Annotated in this window: 12 protein-coding genes; 4 read left to right on the forward strand and 8 right to left on the reverse strand. The window is 59.9% G+C overall.

Going from position 1 to position 14,844, the window contains the following annotated elements:
• Positions 1-16 precede the first annotated feature (16 nt).
• The 8 genes from AAAV21_RS00660 to AAAV21_RS00695 all read right to left on the reverse strand — a co-directional run bounded on the left by AAAV21_RS00660 (position 17) and on the right by AAAV21_RS00695 (position 9,289).
• Positions 17-946: a GDP-mannose 4,6-dehydratase gene (locus AAAV21_RS00660; RefSeq protein WP_349106679.1), complete on the reverse strand. Its 930-nt coding sequence runs from the start codon at positions 944-946 to the stop codon at positions 17-19.
• The gene (gmd, locus tag AAAV21_RS00665) at positions 946-1,986 is read right to left on the reverse strand and encodes a GDP-mannose 4,6-dehydratase (protein ID WP_349106682.1); all 1,041 of its coding nucleotides are present in this window, start codon (positions 1,984-1,986) and stop codon (positions 946-948) included. Before gmd ends, AAAV21_RS00660 begins: the two co-directional genes overlap by 1 nt.
• Before the next feature lie 24 nt (positions 1,987-2,010).
• On the reverse strand, positions 2,011-3,360 hold the full coding sequence (locus AAAV21_RS00670; protein ID WP_349106685.1) for a sugar phosphate nucleotidyltransferase: 1,350 nt from the start codon (positions 3,358-3,360) through the stop codon (positions 2,011-2,013).
• Positions 3,360-5,024 carry a phospho-sugar mutase gene (locus AAAV21_RS00675; protein WP_349106688.1) on the reverse strand — a complete coding sequence of 555 codons (1,665 nt, stop codon included), beginning with the start codon at positions 5,022-5,024 and terminating at the stop codon, positions 3,360-3,362. The genes AAAV21_RS00670 and AAAV21_RS00675 overlap by 1 nt, the downstream gene beginning before the upstream one ends.
• Positions 5,025-5,111: 87 nt before the next feature.
• Positions 5,112-5,861 (reverse strand): sugar transferase, encoded by a 750-nt coding sequence (locus AAAV21_RS00680; protein ID WP_349106689.1) that lies wholly within the window; start codon positions 5,859-5,861, stop codon positions 5,112-5,114.
• Positions 5,862-5,944: 83 nt separating this feature from the next.
• The gene (locus tag AAAV21_RS00685; protein ID WP_349106692.1) at positions 5,945-6,535 is read right to left on the reverse strand and encodes a hypothetical protein; all 591 of its coding nucleotides are present in this window, start codon (positions 6,533-6,535) and stop codon (positions 5,945-5,947) included.
• A gap of 325 nt (positions 6,536-6,860) precedes the next feature.
• Positions 6,861-8,624 carry a threonine--tRNA ligase gene (gene thrS, locus AAAV21_RS00690; protein WP_177862175.1) on the reverse strand — a complete coding sequence of 588 codons (1,764 nt, stop codon included), beginning with the start codon at positions 8,622-8,624 and terminating at the stop codon, positions 6,861-6,863.
• Positions 8,625-8,857: 233 nt separating this feature from the next.
• On the reverse strand, positions 8,858-9,289 hold the full coding sequence (locus AAAV21_RS00695) for a zinc ribbon domain-containing protein (protein ID WP_055251579.1): 432 nt from the start codon (positions 9,287-9,289) through the stop codon (positions 8,858-8,860).
• Between the two features lie 647 nt (positions 9,290-9,936).
• Here AAAV21_RS00695 and AAAV21_RS00700 point away from each other — a divergent pair.
• From AAAV21_RS00700 to AAAV21_RS00715, 4 genes are all read left to right on the forward strand, one after another.
• Entirely contained in the window at positions 9,937-11,391 is a 1,455-nt protein-coding gene (locus AAAV21_RS00700) for an NAD(P)/FAD-dependent oxidoreductase (RefSeq protein WP_349106695.1), read from the forward strand.
• Position 11,392: 1 nt separating this feature from the next.
• Complete coding sequence (locus AAAV21_RS00705; RefSeq protein ID WP_349106698.1) at positions 11,393-12,748, forward strand: FAD-dependent oxidoreductase; 1,356 nt, start codon at positions 11,393-11,395, stop codon at positions 12,746-12,748.
• Positions 12,749-12,752: 4 nt separating this feature from the next.
• Positions 12,753-13,145 (forward strand): DUF1667 domain-containing protein, encoded by a 393-nt coding sequence (locus AAAV21_RS00710; protein ID WP_349106700.1) that lies wholly within the window; start codon positions 12,753-12,755, stop codon positions 13,143-13,145.
• Positions 13,146-13,693: 548 nt separating this feature from the next.
• Positions 13,694-14,782, forward strand: coding sequence for an aminopeptidase P family protein (locus AAAV21_RS00715; RefSeq protein WP_349106702.1), 1,089 nt, complete (start codon positions 13,694-13,696; stop codon positions 14,780-14,782).
• Positions 14,783-14,844: the final 62 nt, after the last annotated feature.

Here is a 14,844-nt window from a genome sequence, read left to right on the forward strand (position 1 = left end):
ATTTCCAATTATCTCATTAGGCAATAACGAAACCGTCGTACATTTCTCGCAGCGTATCCTCGATCTTCCTTTTTGGTTTCCAGCCCAACTCCTTATTGATTTTTGAATAATCACAGCAAACGCTCGCTGTGTCATTCGGCCGAATAAGAGCGGTATCGATTTCAATCTCAATAGGTTGAGGACAAAAGCTTTTGATGGTTTCCAACAAGTCGCACAGAGGTAGCGCACGCCCACTTCCGACGTTATATACCTCACCAGCACGTCCACTTTCCATAATCAGACGATATGCGCGCACAACATCACGGACATCACTAAAATCTCGCGACACGCTAATATTTCCCACAGTCACCCTGCCGGGTTTAGCTGATTTCTCGATTTCGGCAGCCTGTCTACACCAGCTTGGGAGAACAAACGCCGGGTTTTGCCCAGGGCCAGTATGGTTAAATGAACGCGTGAGACAAACACCGAGACCAAATTCTTTTGCATAGAGTGCAGCAAAACATTCCTGGGTAGCTTTGGATATTCCGTAAGGATTATTGGCAATCGTAGGATCGCTCTCACAAAGTGGTCCGTCTTTGGGCGCGTACTCCTCCGATGATCCGACAAGCAGCACACGCACACAAGTTTCCTGAGCGCGCGCCGCCTCCATGATATTCAGAGCACCTTCAACGTTTATACGCATTGTAAGCGCAGGGGCTCTCCAGCTCTGCCCCACAGAACTTATAGCAGCGAGGTTTACGATGTAGTCGGCGTTAGACTCGGATACGAGGGACAAAACGCCTCTCGCATCCGAAAGGTCACAGGGATAATATGCAGAAACTTCCGAAATTATACATTTTTCATGCAAATCAGAGCCTATGACCTTATAGCCCGCAGAAACAAGTTCACGCACAAGAAAAGTGCCCACAAACCCGTTAACGCCGAAGATGAGAACGCGCTTCCCCATTAGGCCAGCTTCGCTTCTCGCTCGGCGATCTCAAGATCGTGCTCTACCATGATGCGACAAAGCTCCTCGCAGCTGGTCTTTTGAGGGTCCCAACCAAGTGCCGTCTTAGCCTTAGTCGGGTCACCCCAAAGGTTGACGACATCGGTCGGGCGATAGAAATCGGGGTTGACGCAGACAAGCATCTTGCCGCTCGCCTTGTCATAGCCCTTCTCCTCCAAGCCCTCGCCCTCCCAGCGGAGGTCGATGCCGGCGTGCTTAAAGGACCACTCCGTGAACTCGCGCACGGAATGCTGCACACCCGTGGCAATAACGTAGTCATCGGGCTCATCCTGCTGCATGATGAGCCACATGCACTCCACGTAGTCCTTCGCATATCCCCAATCGCGGAGGGAGTCGAGGTTGCCGAGCTCAAGATGGTCCTGGAGCCCCTTGGCGATACGGGCGGCCGCAAGAGTAATTTTGCGCGTTACGAAGTTCTCGCCACGGCGCTCGGACTCGTGATTGAAGAGGATTCCGTTGACCGCAAACATGCCGTAGGCCTCGCGGTACTCCTTCATCATCCAAAAGCCGTACTGTTTGGCGACCGCATACGGGCTGTACGGATGAAACGGGGTGTTCTCATTCTGGGGAACCTCTTCAACCTTGCCATACAGCTCGCTTGTCGAAGCTTGGTAAATCCTGCAGGACTGATCCATGCCCAGCATATGAACAGCTTCGAGGATGCGCAAGACGCCCAATGCGTCGCAGTCACCGGTATACTCTGCCGCGTCAAATGAAACACCAACATGGGACTGGGCGGCGAGGTTATAAATCTCGTCAGGACGAACTTCGCCCACAATTCGAATAATGGAGCTAGAGTCCGTTAAGTCACCATCATGAAGGATGATGGAGCCTTCTGATAGCAGATGATCAATCCTGTTCGTGGTGTGAACCGAGGAGCGACGGACAATTCCGTGCACCTCATAGCCCTTGTCCAAAAGCAACTCGGCAAGATAGCTGCCATCTTGACCAGTAATGCCAGTGATAAGTGCCTTCTTCATCTCAAAATCCCTTTCAACTGTGAACTAATTCCAAAAAGCGCCTAAACGCTCAATGTCCTCTTTAACAAGCGTCTCGCCGTGCTGGACCTCGATTACATGCAGGTCCCCACAAAGTGCCCGCGCAGAATGCGGCGTGGTCGCGGGAATCTGAACGACGGAGCCCGCGCGCACCTGCTGCACCAGACCGTCCAACACAACCTCGCCAGTGCCGGAGATGACTGTCCAGACCTCTCCGCGGTTCATATGGCGCTGGTAGTCGAGCTGGCCACCCTCACGGATGATCAGCTCCTTGGTCAGTGCCTTGGCCCCGTCGGGGAAGACACTGCTGTCAATGACGCGGTACTCGCCCCAGGAGCGCTGCTCGTACATGGGGCGGCTCTCCGCGACGGCGTTGACCTCAGACTTGATGTTGGCCGACGCCTCCTTGCCGGAGACGAGGATGCCGTCGGGCGTCGCTACGACAACCGAATCGGAGATGCCTGCGACAACCATCGGAAAACCGGTCTCATTGATAACGTGGACGTTCTTGCACGTCTTAGAATCGACCACAACGCGGCCGGATGTGTACTCGGCCATCTCGTCGGTCAGCGTGTTCCAGGTGCCCAGGTCCTTCCACTCGCCCGCGTAGGAGACCGCGCCGATGGACGACGCCCTCTCCACGACCTCGTAGTCGAAGGAGTTCCTGGGTAGCTCGGCATAGCGTGAGCGGAACTCCTCGAAGGTGTCGCAGGACAGGTACCTGGCGGTGAGGCCGGTAAGCCAGCCGAGCCTGAAAGCGAACACGCCGCAGTTCCAGAGGGCCCCTTGGGAGATGAGCTCCCGCGCAGTCCCCTCGTCGGGCTTCTCGGTGAAGCGCTCGACTCGGCGGGGCCAGCCCTCACCCGCCGCGGGCACGATGTAGCCGTACTTGCCGCTGGGGTAGGTGGGCTCCACGCCCATGAGGACCAGCTCGGCGAAATCCGACTGGACGGCCTCGTCGAGCCTCACGACGCTGTCGTAGTACGCCTGGTCCGCGTAGCTGTCGATGGGCATGACGATGACGGTGTCGCCCTCGCCGGCGCCCTGCTCGAGCGCGAGGTTCGCGCAGGCGAGCATGATTGCCGGTGCGGTGTCGCGGCGCTCGGGCTCGAGCACCAGCGCGTAGCCGCCCTCAACCTGTCGGCGGATGGACTCCTCCTGGCTGGCGCAGGTGGCGATGGTTATGTCGATATCCGCGTCGACGGAACCGATCTGGCCGAAGACGCGCTGGACCATTGAGACGTGGTTGCCGTCCGCGTCGCGCAGCACCTTGAGGAACTGCTTGGAGCGGGTGCTGTTGGAGAGCGGCCACAGGCGCGTGCCCGAGCCGCCGGAGAGCAATACGAGATGAATCATTATCGGGTTCCTCCCAAGATCGACTTGGCGTCCGCGACCAGCGCGGCGAGCTTGGCCTCGGACTCGGCACGGTCGGCACCCTTAGCGAACACGTAGGCCTTAGCCTTGGGCTCGGTGCCACTGGGCCGGAACAGGACGCGCGAGCCGTCGGCGAGCCTGAACTCGAGGACGTCCGCCTCGGGAAGGCGCTGGGGCTCACCGGTCGGGTTAACGACGGGCATCGGCGCGCCCTTGGCGTAGTCGATGCACTGCGCGACGGCGGTGTCGCCGATCTGCGCCGGAGCGTGATCTCGGAGACCGGACATCATCGCGGACATTTCGGACGCGCCCTCGGGTCCCTCGTATGCCTGACCGAGAAGAGCACTCGACCAGAAGCCATATGTCTCATAGAGGCGCTCCATGGCCTCGTAGAGGTCCAGCCCCAGCTTCTTCCAATGTGCAGCGAGCTCGCAGATAAGCATGGAAGCAACCACGGCGTCCTTGTCGCGCACGGAGGTGCCCGCGAGGTAGCCGTAGGACTCCTCGAAGCCCATGAGGAAGTCGCCCTCGCGCCCCTCGGACTCCAGCACGCCGACCTGCTCGCCAATGAACTTGAAGCCGGTGAGCGTGCGGCGCAGCTCGAGGCCGCGGGCACGCGCGACGTCGTCTGCCATGGGCGCGGACACGATGGTGGTGCAGGCGACCTCGCGGGCCATGTCGGCGCCGGACCCGCTCGCCATTGAGGCGAGGAAGTCGAGCAGAAGCAGGCCCACCTCGTTGCCGGTGAGCAGCTTGTATTCCCCGGCATGCGGAACGGCGATGCCGACGCGGTCGGTGTCCGGGTCGGTCGCCAGGAGCAGATCGGGCTTCACCCTGTCGCAGTACTCGAGCCCGAGTTCCAGCGCCTCGCGCACCTCGGGGTTGGGGTACGGGCAGGTCGGGAAGTCGCCGTCCTGGACGCACTGCTCGTCGACGGTCGTGACCTCCGCTACGCCGATCCCCTCGAGGACGCGAGACACGCACTCCAGGCCGACGCCGTGGAGCGGGGTGTAGACGATGCGGAGCGCCGAGCAGTCCTCGCCCGTGGAGACCTCGAGCGTCTCCTCTATGTAACGGTCAAGAACTCTCTCGGGAACCCACTGCACCAGCCCCTCTTCCAGGGCTCTATCGAAAACCACCGCTTTTACGCCATCGAAGCAGTCAACGGGGTCGATGGCCGCCTGGATGGCCTCCGCCGCCTCGACGGTAATCTGGCAGCCGTCGGGTCCGTAGACCTTGTAGCCGTTGTATGCCGCGGGATTGTGCGACGCGGTGATGTTGACGCCGGCCGAGCAGCCCAGCTCGCGGACGGCGAAGCTGAGTGCGGGCGTGGGCTCAACGCGCTCGAACAAATACGACTTGATTCCGTTTCCAGCGAGAACTTCAGCGACTCGACGCACAAACTCCTCGGAACCGTGACGCGTATCCCGGCAAAGCGCAACGGACGGCCTATCAAAAGAGTTATTCAAGTAATCGGCAAGACCTTGTGTGGCCTTACCGACGGTATAAACATTAAGCCGGTTGGGACCGAGTCCGAGCTTGCCGCGTAGGCCGCCGGTGCCGAAAGACAACTCGCGAAAGAAAGAATCCTTAATGTCGTTTTCAGATAAACCCTGCAAGTCTTCACAATGATTGCAGCATTTCATCCATCGCTGATACTTTTCGAAGATTTCCGTATTCAACAAAACAATCTACTTTCAAAATAGCCGAACATTCAATTGGCAGCAGAATGACTAGCTCGCTCCGCCACCGGTAAACACCTCAACAACAGTGAGGAGAACGATCTTGAGATCGGTAATGACGCCGCGCTTAGCGATGTACTCCAGGTCGCGGCGAACCATCCCGTCAAAATCAGTGTCATTGCGGTCGGTCACCTGCCACCATCCGGTGATGCCCGGCTTTACGGCCAGGCGCTTCAGGTCGAATTCTGTGTACTCGCCCACCTCGTTGGGCAGCGGCGGGCGTGGGCCGACGACCGACATCTGGCCCAGGAACACGTTGAGAAACTGCGGGAACTCGTCGATGGAGTGCTTGCGGATGAACCTACCAATCTTCGTTACGCGCGGGTCATCCTTAATCTTGAACATGGCACCAGCAATCTCGTTCTGTCCCTTGAGCTCAGCCAGGCGCTCGTCGGCGTCCTTATACATGCTGCGGAACTTCCACATGCGGAAGGTGGACAGGCTGCCGTCGCGGTGGGTCTGGCCCACGCGGATCTGGCTGTAGAACGGGTTGCCCTCGCTCTCCAGGCGGATTGCCGCGGCGAGCACAAGGCTCGGTACGGCGATGACTGCCAGCACGCAGCCGCTGAACACGATGTCGAAGGCGCGCTTGGCGGTGCGGTAGGCAAGGCGCGAGTTATCCCAGTCCCTGACGGCCTGCATGGCCTTGTAGCGCATGCTCACGTCGCCACTGTTCATTGCTTGGGCAACAAGCGCGGCCCCCGCCGGCGCGTTTTGCCCTGTCACTTCTTTACTAGTCAAGTTCAAATCCACGTCCCTGATTCCAGGGTCCCCCCCCCCATAAATGAATTCAAATTGCGAATGAATTGCCGCTGCAACGCCCCTTACGTTTTAATCGGCACGTCGAGCGGAAGTACTTCCCTAAAGCGGGAATCGCCCTCGCCCACGTCTACCAAGCACCAGCGTTTGCGACGATCGATCTTGTGCACGCGAGCCTCTTGCCCCACCAAGGGACCCTGCTCTATGTGCAACACGCCGTCTTCTATGCGCGCAACGCTGTTGCGCACCACGCCGTCGTCGTCCAGCACGCTGCGGTACCAGTCCTGCGCATCGTCCGGCATGGGCATGTAAGCCCGCTCCCTACTGCCGGCGATGCGGCAGCCAAAGCTCAGCTGGGCCAGGGCCCTATCAAGCGCTGCGACATCGTGCGTGGCGACGAAGAAATATTCCTTGTACATGGGTTTGGTTTGGAGCGACCAGGCACCGTCCCGCTTAAACCAGAACTCCTTTTGCATCACAAAAGCGTTCTGCATCAGCTCGTGCGGGATAATTCGGCGGACCTTTTCGCAGGTCTCGCGCTCTTTTCCATGGGGGGTGTGGACCAGATACCAGCGGACGCGGCCGTGCTGGCTGTTGGTGGTGGCGCCGTTAAATGCGCCCGGCAGCTGCTCTTGGCGCCGTGCCGTCTGCTCCATGTTCTCGCCCCCTCTTTTTGCTTTGCGATCCACGCAAATGCAGGGGCGTTTAGAACAGGCTTCTCGCTCGCAGCTAGGCGCAGTCGCAAAAGTACAGGTTTTTATAGAGGGGTATGGAGATGTACCTACTAGCAGTACATTTTACGTAATCTGGGCAAACGCTGATTAATTGCTCGTATAATGTCGTCTGTCGAAAGATACAAAAATCTGTACCTTTTTGTGCAACAAAAAAAGCCGCTCAACCAGCGGCTTTTCTAATTTAGGCATAAAAAAGGCGGCCGCCTTGTGTGAACGGTCGCCTTTGTTAATTGTTTTGAAGTTTGCCTTAGGCGCGAGTCTTGATCTCCTCGAGCACCTTAGCAACAAACTCGTCAACGCTCATCTGAACGGTCTCGTTGGAGCGATCGCGGACGGAAATGTTGCCGGCCTCGACCTCCTTCTCGCCCAGGATGAGCATGTAGGGTACGCGGTCGATGCTGCGGGCCTCGCGGATCTTGTAGCCGATCTTCTCGTCGCGGTCGTCGCAGACCACACGAATGCCGGCCTCCTCCAGCTTGGCGCACACCTCGTGGGCGTAGTCGCGGCTCTTCTCGGAAACCGGAAGTGCCTTGACCTGCACGGGAGCCAGCCAGGTGGGGAACTTGCCCGCAAAGTGCTCAATCAGAATACCGATGAAGCGCTCGATGGAGCCAAAGCACACGCGGTGCAGCATGATGGGGCGCTTCTTGGTGCCGTCGGCGTCCACGTACTCCAGATCAAAGTTAAGCGGCATCTGGAAGTCGAGCTGCACGGTACCGCACTGCCAAGTACGGCCGAGCGAATCCTCCAGGTGGAAGTCGATCTTGGGGCCGTAGAAGGCGCCGTCGCCCTCGTTGACCTCGTAGTCCATGCCCAGTTTCTCCAGAGCGGTGCGCAGGCCCTCCTCGGCGCGAGCCCAGTCCTCGTCCGAACCCATGGAGTCCTCGGGGCGGGTGGAAAGCTCAACGTGGTACTTAAAGCCAAACTTTTGGTACACGGAGTCGATGAGGTTGACCACGCCCACGATCTCGTCGGTCAGCTGGTCGGGACGCACAAACAGGTGGGCGTCGTCCTGGTTAAAGCAGCGCACGCGGAACAGGCCGTGCAGGGCGCCGCGCAGCTCGTGGCGGTGCACCAGGCCAATCTCGCCGGCGCGGATGGGCAGCTCGCGATAGGAGTGCGGCTTGGAGGCGTACACCAGCACGCCGCCCGGGCAGTTCATGGGCTTAATGCAGTACTCTTCGTCGTCGATGACGGTGGAGTACATGTTGTCCTTGTAGTGGTCCCAATGGCCCGAGGTCTTCCACAGCTGCTTATTCATGATGAGCGGCGTGGAGATCTCCACGTAGCCGGCCTTGTGGTGGATCTCGCGCCAGTAGTCCAGCAGCGTGTTCTTAAGGATCATGCCGTTAGGCAGGAAGAACGGGAAGCCGGGGGCCTCGTCGCGCATCATAAAGAGGTCCATCTCGCGGCCGATCTTGCGGTGGTCGCGCTTCTTGGCCTCCTCCAGCATGTGCATGTGCTCGTCGAGCTCTTCCTTGGTGGCAAAGGCGACGCCGTTGATGCGGGTGAGCATCTTGTTGTCCTTGTCGCCCTTCCAGTAAGCGCCCGAGACGCCGGTGAGCTTAAAGGCCTTGAGCGCCTTGGTGTAGCAGATGTGGGGGCCGACGCACATGTCGATGTAGTCGCCCTGCTGGTAGAAGGTGATACGGGCGTCGTCGTCCAGGTCGCCGATGTGCTCGACCTTGTACTTCTCGCCGCGCTCCTCCATAAGGGCGATGGCCTCGGCGCGGGGCTTCTCGTACACGGTGAACTTGAGGTTCTCCTTGACGATCTTCTTCATCTCGGCCTCGATCGCGGGGAAGTCGTCCTCGCTGATCTTGACGCCCTCGGGCAGGTCGACGTCGTAGTAGAAGCCGTTGTCGGTCGCGGGACCGTAGGCAAAGTCGGCCTCGGGGTACAGGCGCTTGATGGCCTGCGCCATGATATGCGCGGCGGAGTGGCGGATGACGTGCGTGACCTCATCCTGCGGGAGCTCGGCCACCGAACCGTCATTGTAGAGTGCCTTCATGGGTATGTTTTCTCCTCTCGGATGCCTGATGCAAGTGCGTGCGATGCGCTCGGCGTTTTTGACTTGCATCATTATAGGCAGGTTGCCTTGGTATACAAGCGCCCGCCGCACCTTAATGGCACGGCGGGCGATTTTCTACGCATGCTTCATCGTGTGGGGCGGGGTGTGGGGCGCGCGTGGCTTGCGTGGGACGCGCGGGGCCCGTGGCTTGCGGCCGCCGGGCGATGGATGCGTTACTGGATGCGAGTTCGGCAGTAGGGGCAAACCTTCCAGTGCGCATCGAGCGGGCGATGGCAGCTGGGACACACGTTGCGAACTTGGGTATCGCACACCGGGCAGACGACAAAGTCCTTCTCGATGGGGGCGCCGCACTGCGGGCAGGTGCCGTACTGGGCAAGCTGGCGTTCGCGCAGGGCCATATCCAGCTCCTGCTCCTCGCGGTCGGACGCGTAGGAGTGCGGGCGCAGGACCAGGTAGGCGATGAGGCCTACAAACGGGATGAGGGCAATGATGCCCCATGCCACGTAGGCGCTGGCGCCGCGGCGGCGAGCGTCGATGAACACATAGACGACCGACAGCACATACAGGGCGATGATAAAGCCAACGAAGGCATAGACGACGCCCATAAGCTGCGGCGACATGAGCTCGGAGATGTACTTGGACATTACGGATACCTTTCGGAATATTTATAATCCGGTCAAGTTTACCACGGGGTTTGTTTATATGGGACTACGGCTGGGTACGGGGCTGGTGCGGACACAAACATCTCAATCTGTAACAGGTGGGAGCGGGATCCGGGTCTAGATGTTACAGAACGAGACAAAGAAAAACGTCCAGGCTGAATGTCTCAATCTGTAACAACCACTCGGCAAAAACAGGTCTAACCGTTACAGATTTAGACATTCGAAATCGACTGATTGGTTCATCTAAATCTGTAACAACTAGACCCCAAAACGGTCCCTAGATGTTACAGAACGAGACAGAAGAATCTCTCCCTGACTTTAAATCTCAATCTGTAACACAAAGGACCGATTTTCCCCTCTTACTGTTACAGATCAAGACAAACGGAGGGGGCGTCTGGCAAACGTCTTTATCTGTAACATCTGGAACCCAAATCCTCGTCTAACTGTTACAGATCGAGACGAACGGTTGCCTTAGTTGTCGACAGACGAGGTTGTCGACGTTACTGAGTCTCCCCTCGCCTGCCGTTGGCGGGTGTTGCAGGGCTGTTCGCCGCATTGCCGCCGCACTAGGGGCGCGCAGACCGTAGGATAGTCTTATTGACGGCCTGTCAACTCGTCTGGGAGGCACTGTGACAGAAACGTTTGATATCGCGATTGTCGGCGCGGGCATCACCGGATGCGCCATCGCGCGGCAGCTCGCGAGGTTTGACCTTTCCATTTGCGTGGTCGAGGCGGGCAACGATATCGCGCTGGGCGCGTCGAAGGCCAACGGCGGCCTGGTGCACGCCGGCTACGATCCGGCGCCGGGCACCGTAAAGGCGAAGGTCAACGCCCGTGGCTGCGAGTTGTACGGTACATGGGCACAGGAACTGGGCTTTCTGTTCTGCCGCACTGGGTCGATGGTGTTGGGCTTTAACGACGAGGACCGCGCGCATCTGGAGAAGCTGCGGTGCAACGGCCATGTCAACGGTGTGCCCGAGCTGTCGATCGTCGGACCCGACCGCATCCACGAACTGGAGCCGCGCGCCAGTGCCGATGCAACGTGCGCGTTGTGGTGCCCCTCCACTGGCTTTGTCGACCCGTTTGAGGTTGCCATCGCCGCGATGGAGAACGCCGTGGCCAACGGGGTGACGTTCATGCGGTCCGCGCCGGTGGAAGCGATTGAAGTCGCGGGCTCGGGCGACGACGCGCGCTTTACGCTGGCGACCCCCGCTGGCAATGTGCGCTGCCGCTACCTGATCAATGCCGCGGGCAACGGCGCCGCGAACATCTCGCATATGGCGGGCGCCGAGGAGTTCCAGATGGTCTGGCGTCAGGGCAACATCGTGGTGCTGGACAAGGAGCCGCGCACGCTTATGCCGCTCTACCCCGTTCCCACGCCGGTGTCCAAGGGCGTTATCGTCACGGGTACCGTACACGGCAACACAGTGATAACCGCCACGGCTGCCGTGCGCGAGCCGGGCGACACGCAGACCTATGCAAGCGATGTCAACGCGCTCCTGACCGGTGCGCGCAAGCTGGTGCCCGATCTGGACACACGTCGCGTGGTGCGCGCATTTGCCGGCGGGCGCCCTGTCATTCAGGGTACGAACGACTTTTTTATTGGGCAGTCAGCCGTGGTGCCGGGGCTGTTCCAGGCGGCGGGCATTCAGTCGCCGGGTGTGGCAAGCGCGCCGGCCATTGCCGAGTGTATGGAACTTTTGATGCGTGAGGCGGGCGTGGAGCTGCACGAGCGGGCGAACTGGAACCCAATTCGCCGCGCACCAGACGACTTTGACCGCGCGACGCTAACGCGCAAGGAAGAGCTCATTGAGTCCGACCCCGCGTGGGGACAGATTGCCTGCCGCTGCGAGACGGTGCCCGAGGCCGAGATCGTGGCCGCGATCCGACGTCAGCCGGGCGCGGTTTCGGTCGAGGGCGTCAAGCGCCGCTGTCGTGCCGGCATGGGTCGGTGCCAAAGCGGCTTTTGCCAGAGCCGTGTGGTGACGATTCTTGCCCGCGAGCTGGGCTGCGACCCCAGCGAGGTGCTGTTGGAGGATACCGGATCTTGGCTGGTTGAGGGACCGTTGAAGGGGGTGCGCTAGGATGGCGGAATTCAAATCGAGCGCGATTGATTACGGCGTCGTAGAAGCCATACAAACGCAAGCCTTCGAAGTAGTCGTTATCGGCGGCGGACCTGCCGGCATGGCGGCCGCGCTGGCCGCGCATAAGGCAGGTGTACGCGTGGCCATCGTGGAGCGCGAGCAGCACCTGGGCGGCATCCTCCGCCAGTGCATCCACCCCGGCTTTGGCCTGTCGCACTTTAAGCAGGAGCTCACCGGTCCCGAGTACGCGCAGCGCTTTATCGACCAGGTGCACGCAACCGACATTGCGCTGTTCCTGAACAGCATGGTGATTGGGATTGATTCAGGCGAGGGCGCGGAAGACGCCGCAGTCCATACCGTCACGCTCATGAGCCCTGCCGGCATGCTGCAGCTCACCGGGCGCGCGGTCGTCCTTGCCATGGGGTGCCGCGAGCGCACGCGCAGCGAGATCAAGATTCCCGGCAGTCGTCCCGCCGGCGTGTTTACGGCCGGCCTGGCGCAGCGATACATCAATATCGAAAACCTCAAGCCCGGCTCGCGCGCCGTCATTTTGGGATCGGGCGATATCGGGCTGATCATGGCACGTCGCTGTACGCTCGAGGGGATTTCCGTCGAGGGCGTGTACGAGCTCATGCCATACGCCAACGGTCTGCGCCGCAACGTCAAGAACTGCCTGGACGACTTTGGCATTCCGCTGCACCTGTCCACCACCGTCACACGCGTAATCGGGTACGACCGCGTGGAAGCCGTCGAGGTGAGCCAAGTCGACGAGCGCCTGGCGCCCATTGCCGGGACGGAGCGCATCGTTCCGTGCGACACGCTGCTGCTTTCGGTGGGCTTGATTCCCGAGAACGAGCTTTCGGTGGGCGCGGGCGTTGAACTTGACCCGCGCACGCGTGGCGCCGTGGTTGACCAGAGCCTGCAAACGGGCGTGCCGGGCATCTTTGCCTGCGGCAACGTGCTGCACGTGCACGACCTGGCCGACAACGTGACAACCGAGTCCGAGCGCGCTGGTGCGGCTGCGGCGGCGTGGGCGTTGGGTGGCGACGACGGGCAGAGCGCTGCGGACACGGGCTGCGAGCTCACGGTCTCCCCTGCCGGCATTGCGGGATACGCACTGCCGGGACGCATTACGGCTGTGGCACTCACCAAACTCAACTTCCGCGTACGCCGGCCAGTCGATGCCGCCTGCGTGAGGATCTTGGCCGACGGCGAGGAACTGTTCGCCGGCAAGGTCCGCGCGTTTAAGCCGAGCGTTATGGAAAGCTTCCCACTGCCGGCAAAGGTCATCAAACAAGCACTCGACCTAGGTGCCAGCGAGATTGCCCTGTCCGTCGACCCCATTGAGGAGGCGTAAGGCCATGAGCACGAACGCAATCGAAACGCTGCGATTCAACTGCACCACCTGCCCATCCGAATGCCTCCTGACCGTAGAGGTGGAGCGTGACGCCAATGGCGCCCTGGTAGAGGTGCACTCCGTGACCGGCAACAGCTGCCCGCGCGGTGAGAAGTTCGCACACCAGGAACTCACCTGCCCCATGCGCGTGCTCACCACCACTGTGGCCGTATCCGGCGGCGATGAGGCGCTGCTGCCCGTGCGCACGGCCGAAGCCATCCCGCTGGCACTCCACGCCCAAGCCATGGACCTCATCCGAGGCCTAGTCGTCAACGCCCCCATCCGCATGGGCGACGTCGTACTGGAGAACCTCCTAGACACCAACATCAACCTAATCGCCAGCATGAACATCGACTAGCTAATTTGGGACGGGGCTCTTTTAGCTACCCCGCCATCCACCCCGCCCCTCCTCAATTGCGGTGAAATAGTTCCTGATTTCCGCCAAAACCCCGGCATCCAGGAACTATTCCACCGCAACTTGCCTTGGGATCGATAATTAGATTGTGCCTACTTTAGTGCTATTTCAAAACTATGCCGGATTACGGGGCTAATTCGGAGACCCCCATCCATACCGGCAATTTTCGATTTACGATAAGCCGTCTACCTGCGGTTTTAATTTCGCGATTTTTCCCATGGTCAAGTAATACAGGTCCAGCCCCGTAATCCGCCATACTTTTGAAACCAGCCCATTTGGGACGGGCCGTTTATGACTACTTTTGCCCGAACTCTCGTTCAAATGATTTTTCTGGGACGGGGATTAAATAATCATTGGGTTCCGAATGATTATTTAATCCCCGTCCCAGAAAAATCATTCCGCATGTTTGATGCAGCTAAAATAGCCCCGTCCCAAATTGACTACCCTGGCATTGGGGATACCATGGTGGCAGCCTAGCGAAAGGATGTTTCATGGCACATGTCGATGACCAGCGTGTGGCGCGCGTGCTCGATGCGCTCGAGGCTCAGCACCCAGGCGCACAGCTGCTCGTAAACGACCCGTGGTCGATCTATTACCTGACCGGCTTTTATGCCGATATGTTCGAGCGTTTTTGCGGCGTGCTGCTCGCGCGCGATTGCGAGCCCGTGATCATGGTCAACGCCCTACATCAGCTGCCCGAGTACGACAATGCCCGCGTCGCCTACCACACCGATACCGATATCGTGACCGACGCCATCGCGAGTGAGATCGACCCAGCCAAGCCGCTTGGCATCGACACCGTCATGCGTTCCGGCTTTTTGATGCCGCTCATGGAGCGTCACGCCGCAAGCGAGTTTTTCCTGGGTGACTTTGCCGTCACCGCCGCACGCACCTACAAGGATGCCGCCGAGCAGGAGCTTATGCGCGTGTCCTCGGCCGCTAACGACGCCGTGATGGCCGATGCGATCAAGCTCGTCCACGAAGGCGTGACGGAACGCGAAATTGCCGACCAAATGCTCGGCCTGTACCGCAAGCACGGCTGCGAGGACTTTAGCTTTCCGCCGATCGTGAGCTTTGGCGCCAACGCCGGCGACCCGCATCACGAACCCGACGACACCGTACTCAAGCGTGGCGACGTGGTGCTGTTCGACATTGGCGGACGGCATCGCAACTACTGCTCGGACATGACGCGCACGTTCTTTTGGGGCGAGCCGGACGAGGAGACTGCGCGTATCTACGATATCGTGCGCCGTGCCAACGAGGCCGCCGAGGCGCTGATCGCACCGGGCGTTCGCATGTGCGACCTGGACCGCGCCGCACGCAACGTTATTGAGGATGCGGGCTACGGTAAGTACTTTACGCATCGCCTGGGTCACTCGATCGGTCTGCAGGACCACGAGCCGGGCGACGTCTCGCTCGTCAACGAGCAAGTCGTAGAGCCAGGCATGACGTTCTCCATCGAACCGGGCATCTACCTCCCCGGCCGCACCGGCGTCCGTATCGAGGACCTAGCCCTGGTGACCGAGAACGGCGTCGAGATTCTCAACGCCTACCCCCACGATCCGGTCCGCCTAGACTAACCTCATCCCCAAGTCCCCAAACTAAGTTGCGGTGAAATACGGACTGCTTAAGGCTTCTAGCC

The sequence above is a fragment of the Collinsella sp. CLA-AA-H302 genome (genome assembly GCF_040093305.1).
Taxonomy (GTDB): domain Bacteria; phylum Actinomycetota; class Coriobacteriia; order Coriobacteriales; family Coriobacteriaceae; genus Collinsella.

Coding starts and splice junctions, on each gene's coding strand:
- gmd (WP_349106682.1), bottom strand. CDS start 1,986: ATGAAGAAGGCACTTATCACTGGCATTACTGGTCAAGATGGCAGCTAT.
- thrS (WP_177862175.1), bottom strand. CDS start 8,624: ATGAAGGCACTCTACAATGACGGTTCGGTGGCCGAGCTCCCGCAGGAT.
- AAAV21_RS00705 (WP_349106698.1), top strand. CDS start 11,393: ATGGCGGAATTCAAATCGAGCGCGATTGATTACGGCGTCGTAGAAGCC.
- AAAV21_RS00715 (WP_349106702.1), top strand. CDS start 13,694: ATGGCACATGTCGATGACCAGCGTGTGGCGCGCGTGCTCGATGCGCTC.
- AAAV21_RS00695 (WP_055251579.1), bottom strand. CDS start 9,289: ATGTCCAAGTACATCTCCGAGCTCATGTCGCCGCAGCTTATGGGCGTC.
- AAAV21_RS00660 (WP_349106679.1), bottom strand. CDS start 946: ATGGGGAAGCGCGTTCTCATCTTCGGCGTTAACGGGTTTGTGGGCACT.
- AAAV21_RS00710 (WP_349106700.1), top strand. CDS start 12,753: ATGAGCACGAACGCAATCGAAACGCTGCGATTCAACTGCACCACCTGC.
- AAAV21_RS00675 (WP_349106688.1), bottom strand. CDS start 5,024: ATGAAATGCTGCAATCATTGTGAAGACTTGCAGGGTTTATCTGAAAAC.
- AAAV21_RS00670 (WP_349106685.1), bottom strand. CDS start 3,360: ATGATTCATCTCGTATTGCTCTCCGGCGGCTCGGGCACGCGCCTGTGG.
- AAAV21_RS00685 (WP_349106692.1), bottom strand. CDS start 6,535: ATGGAGCAGACGGCACGGCGCCAAGAGCAGCTGCCGGGCGCATTTAAC.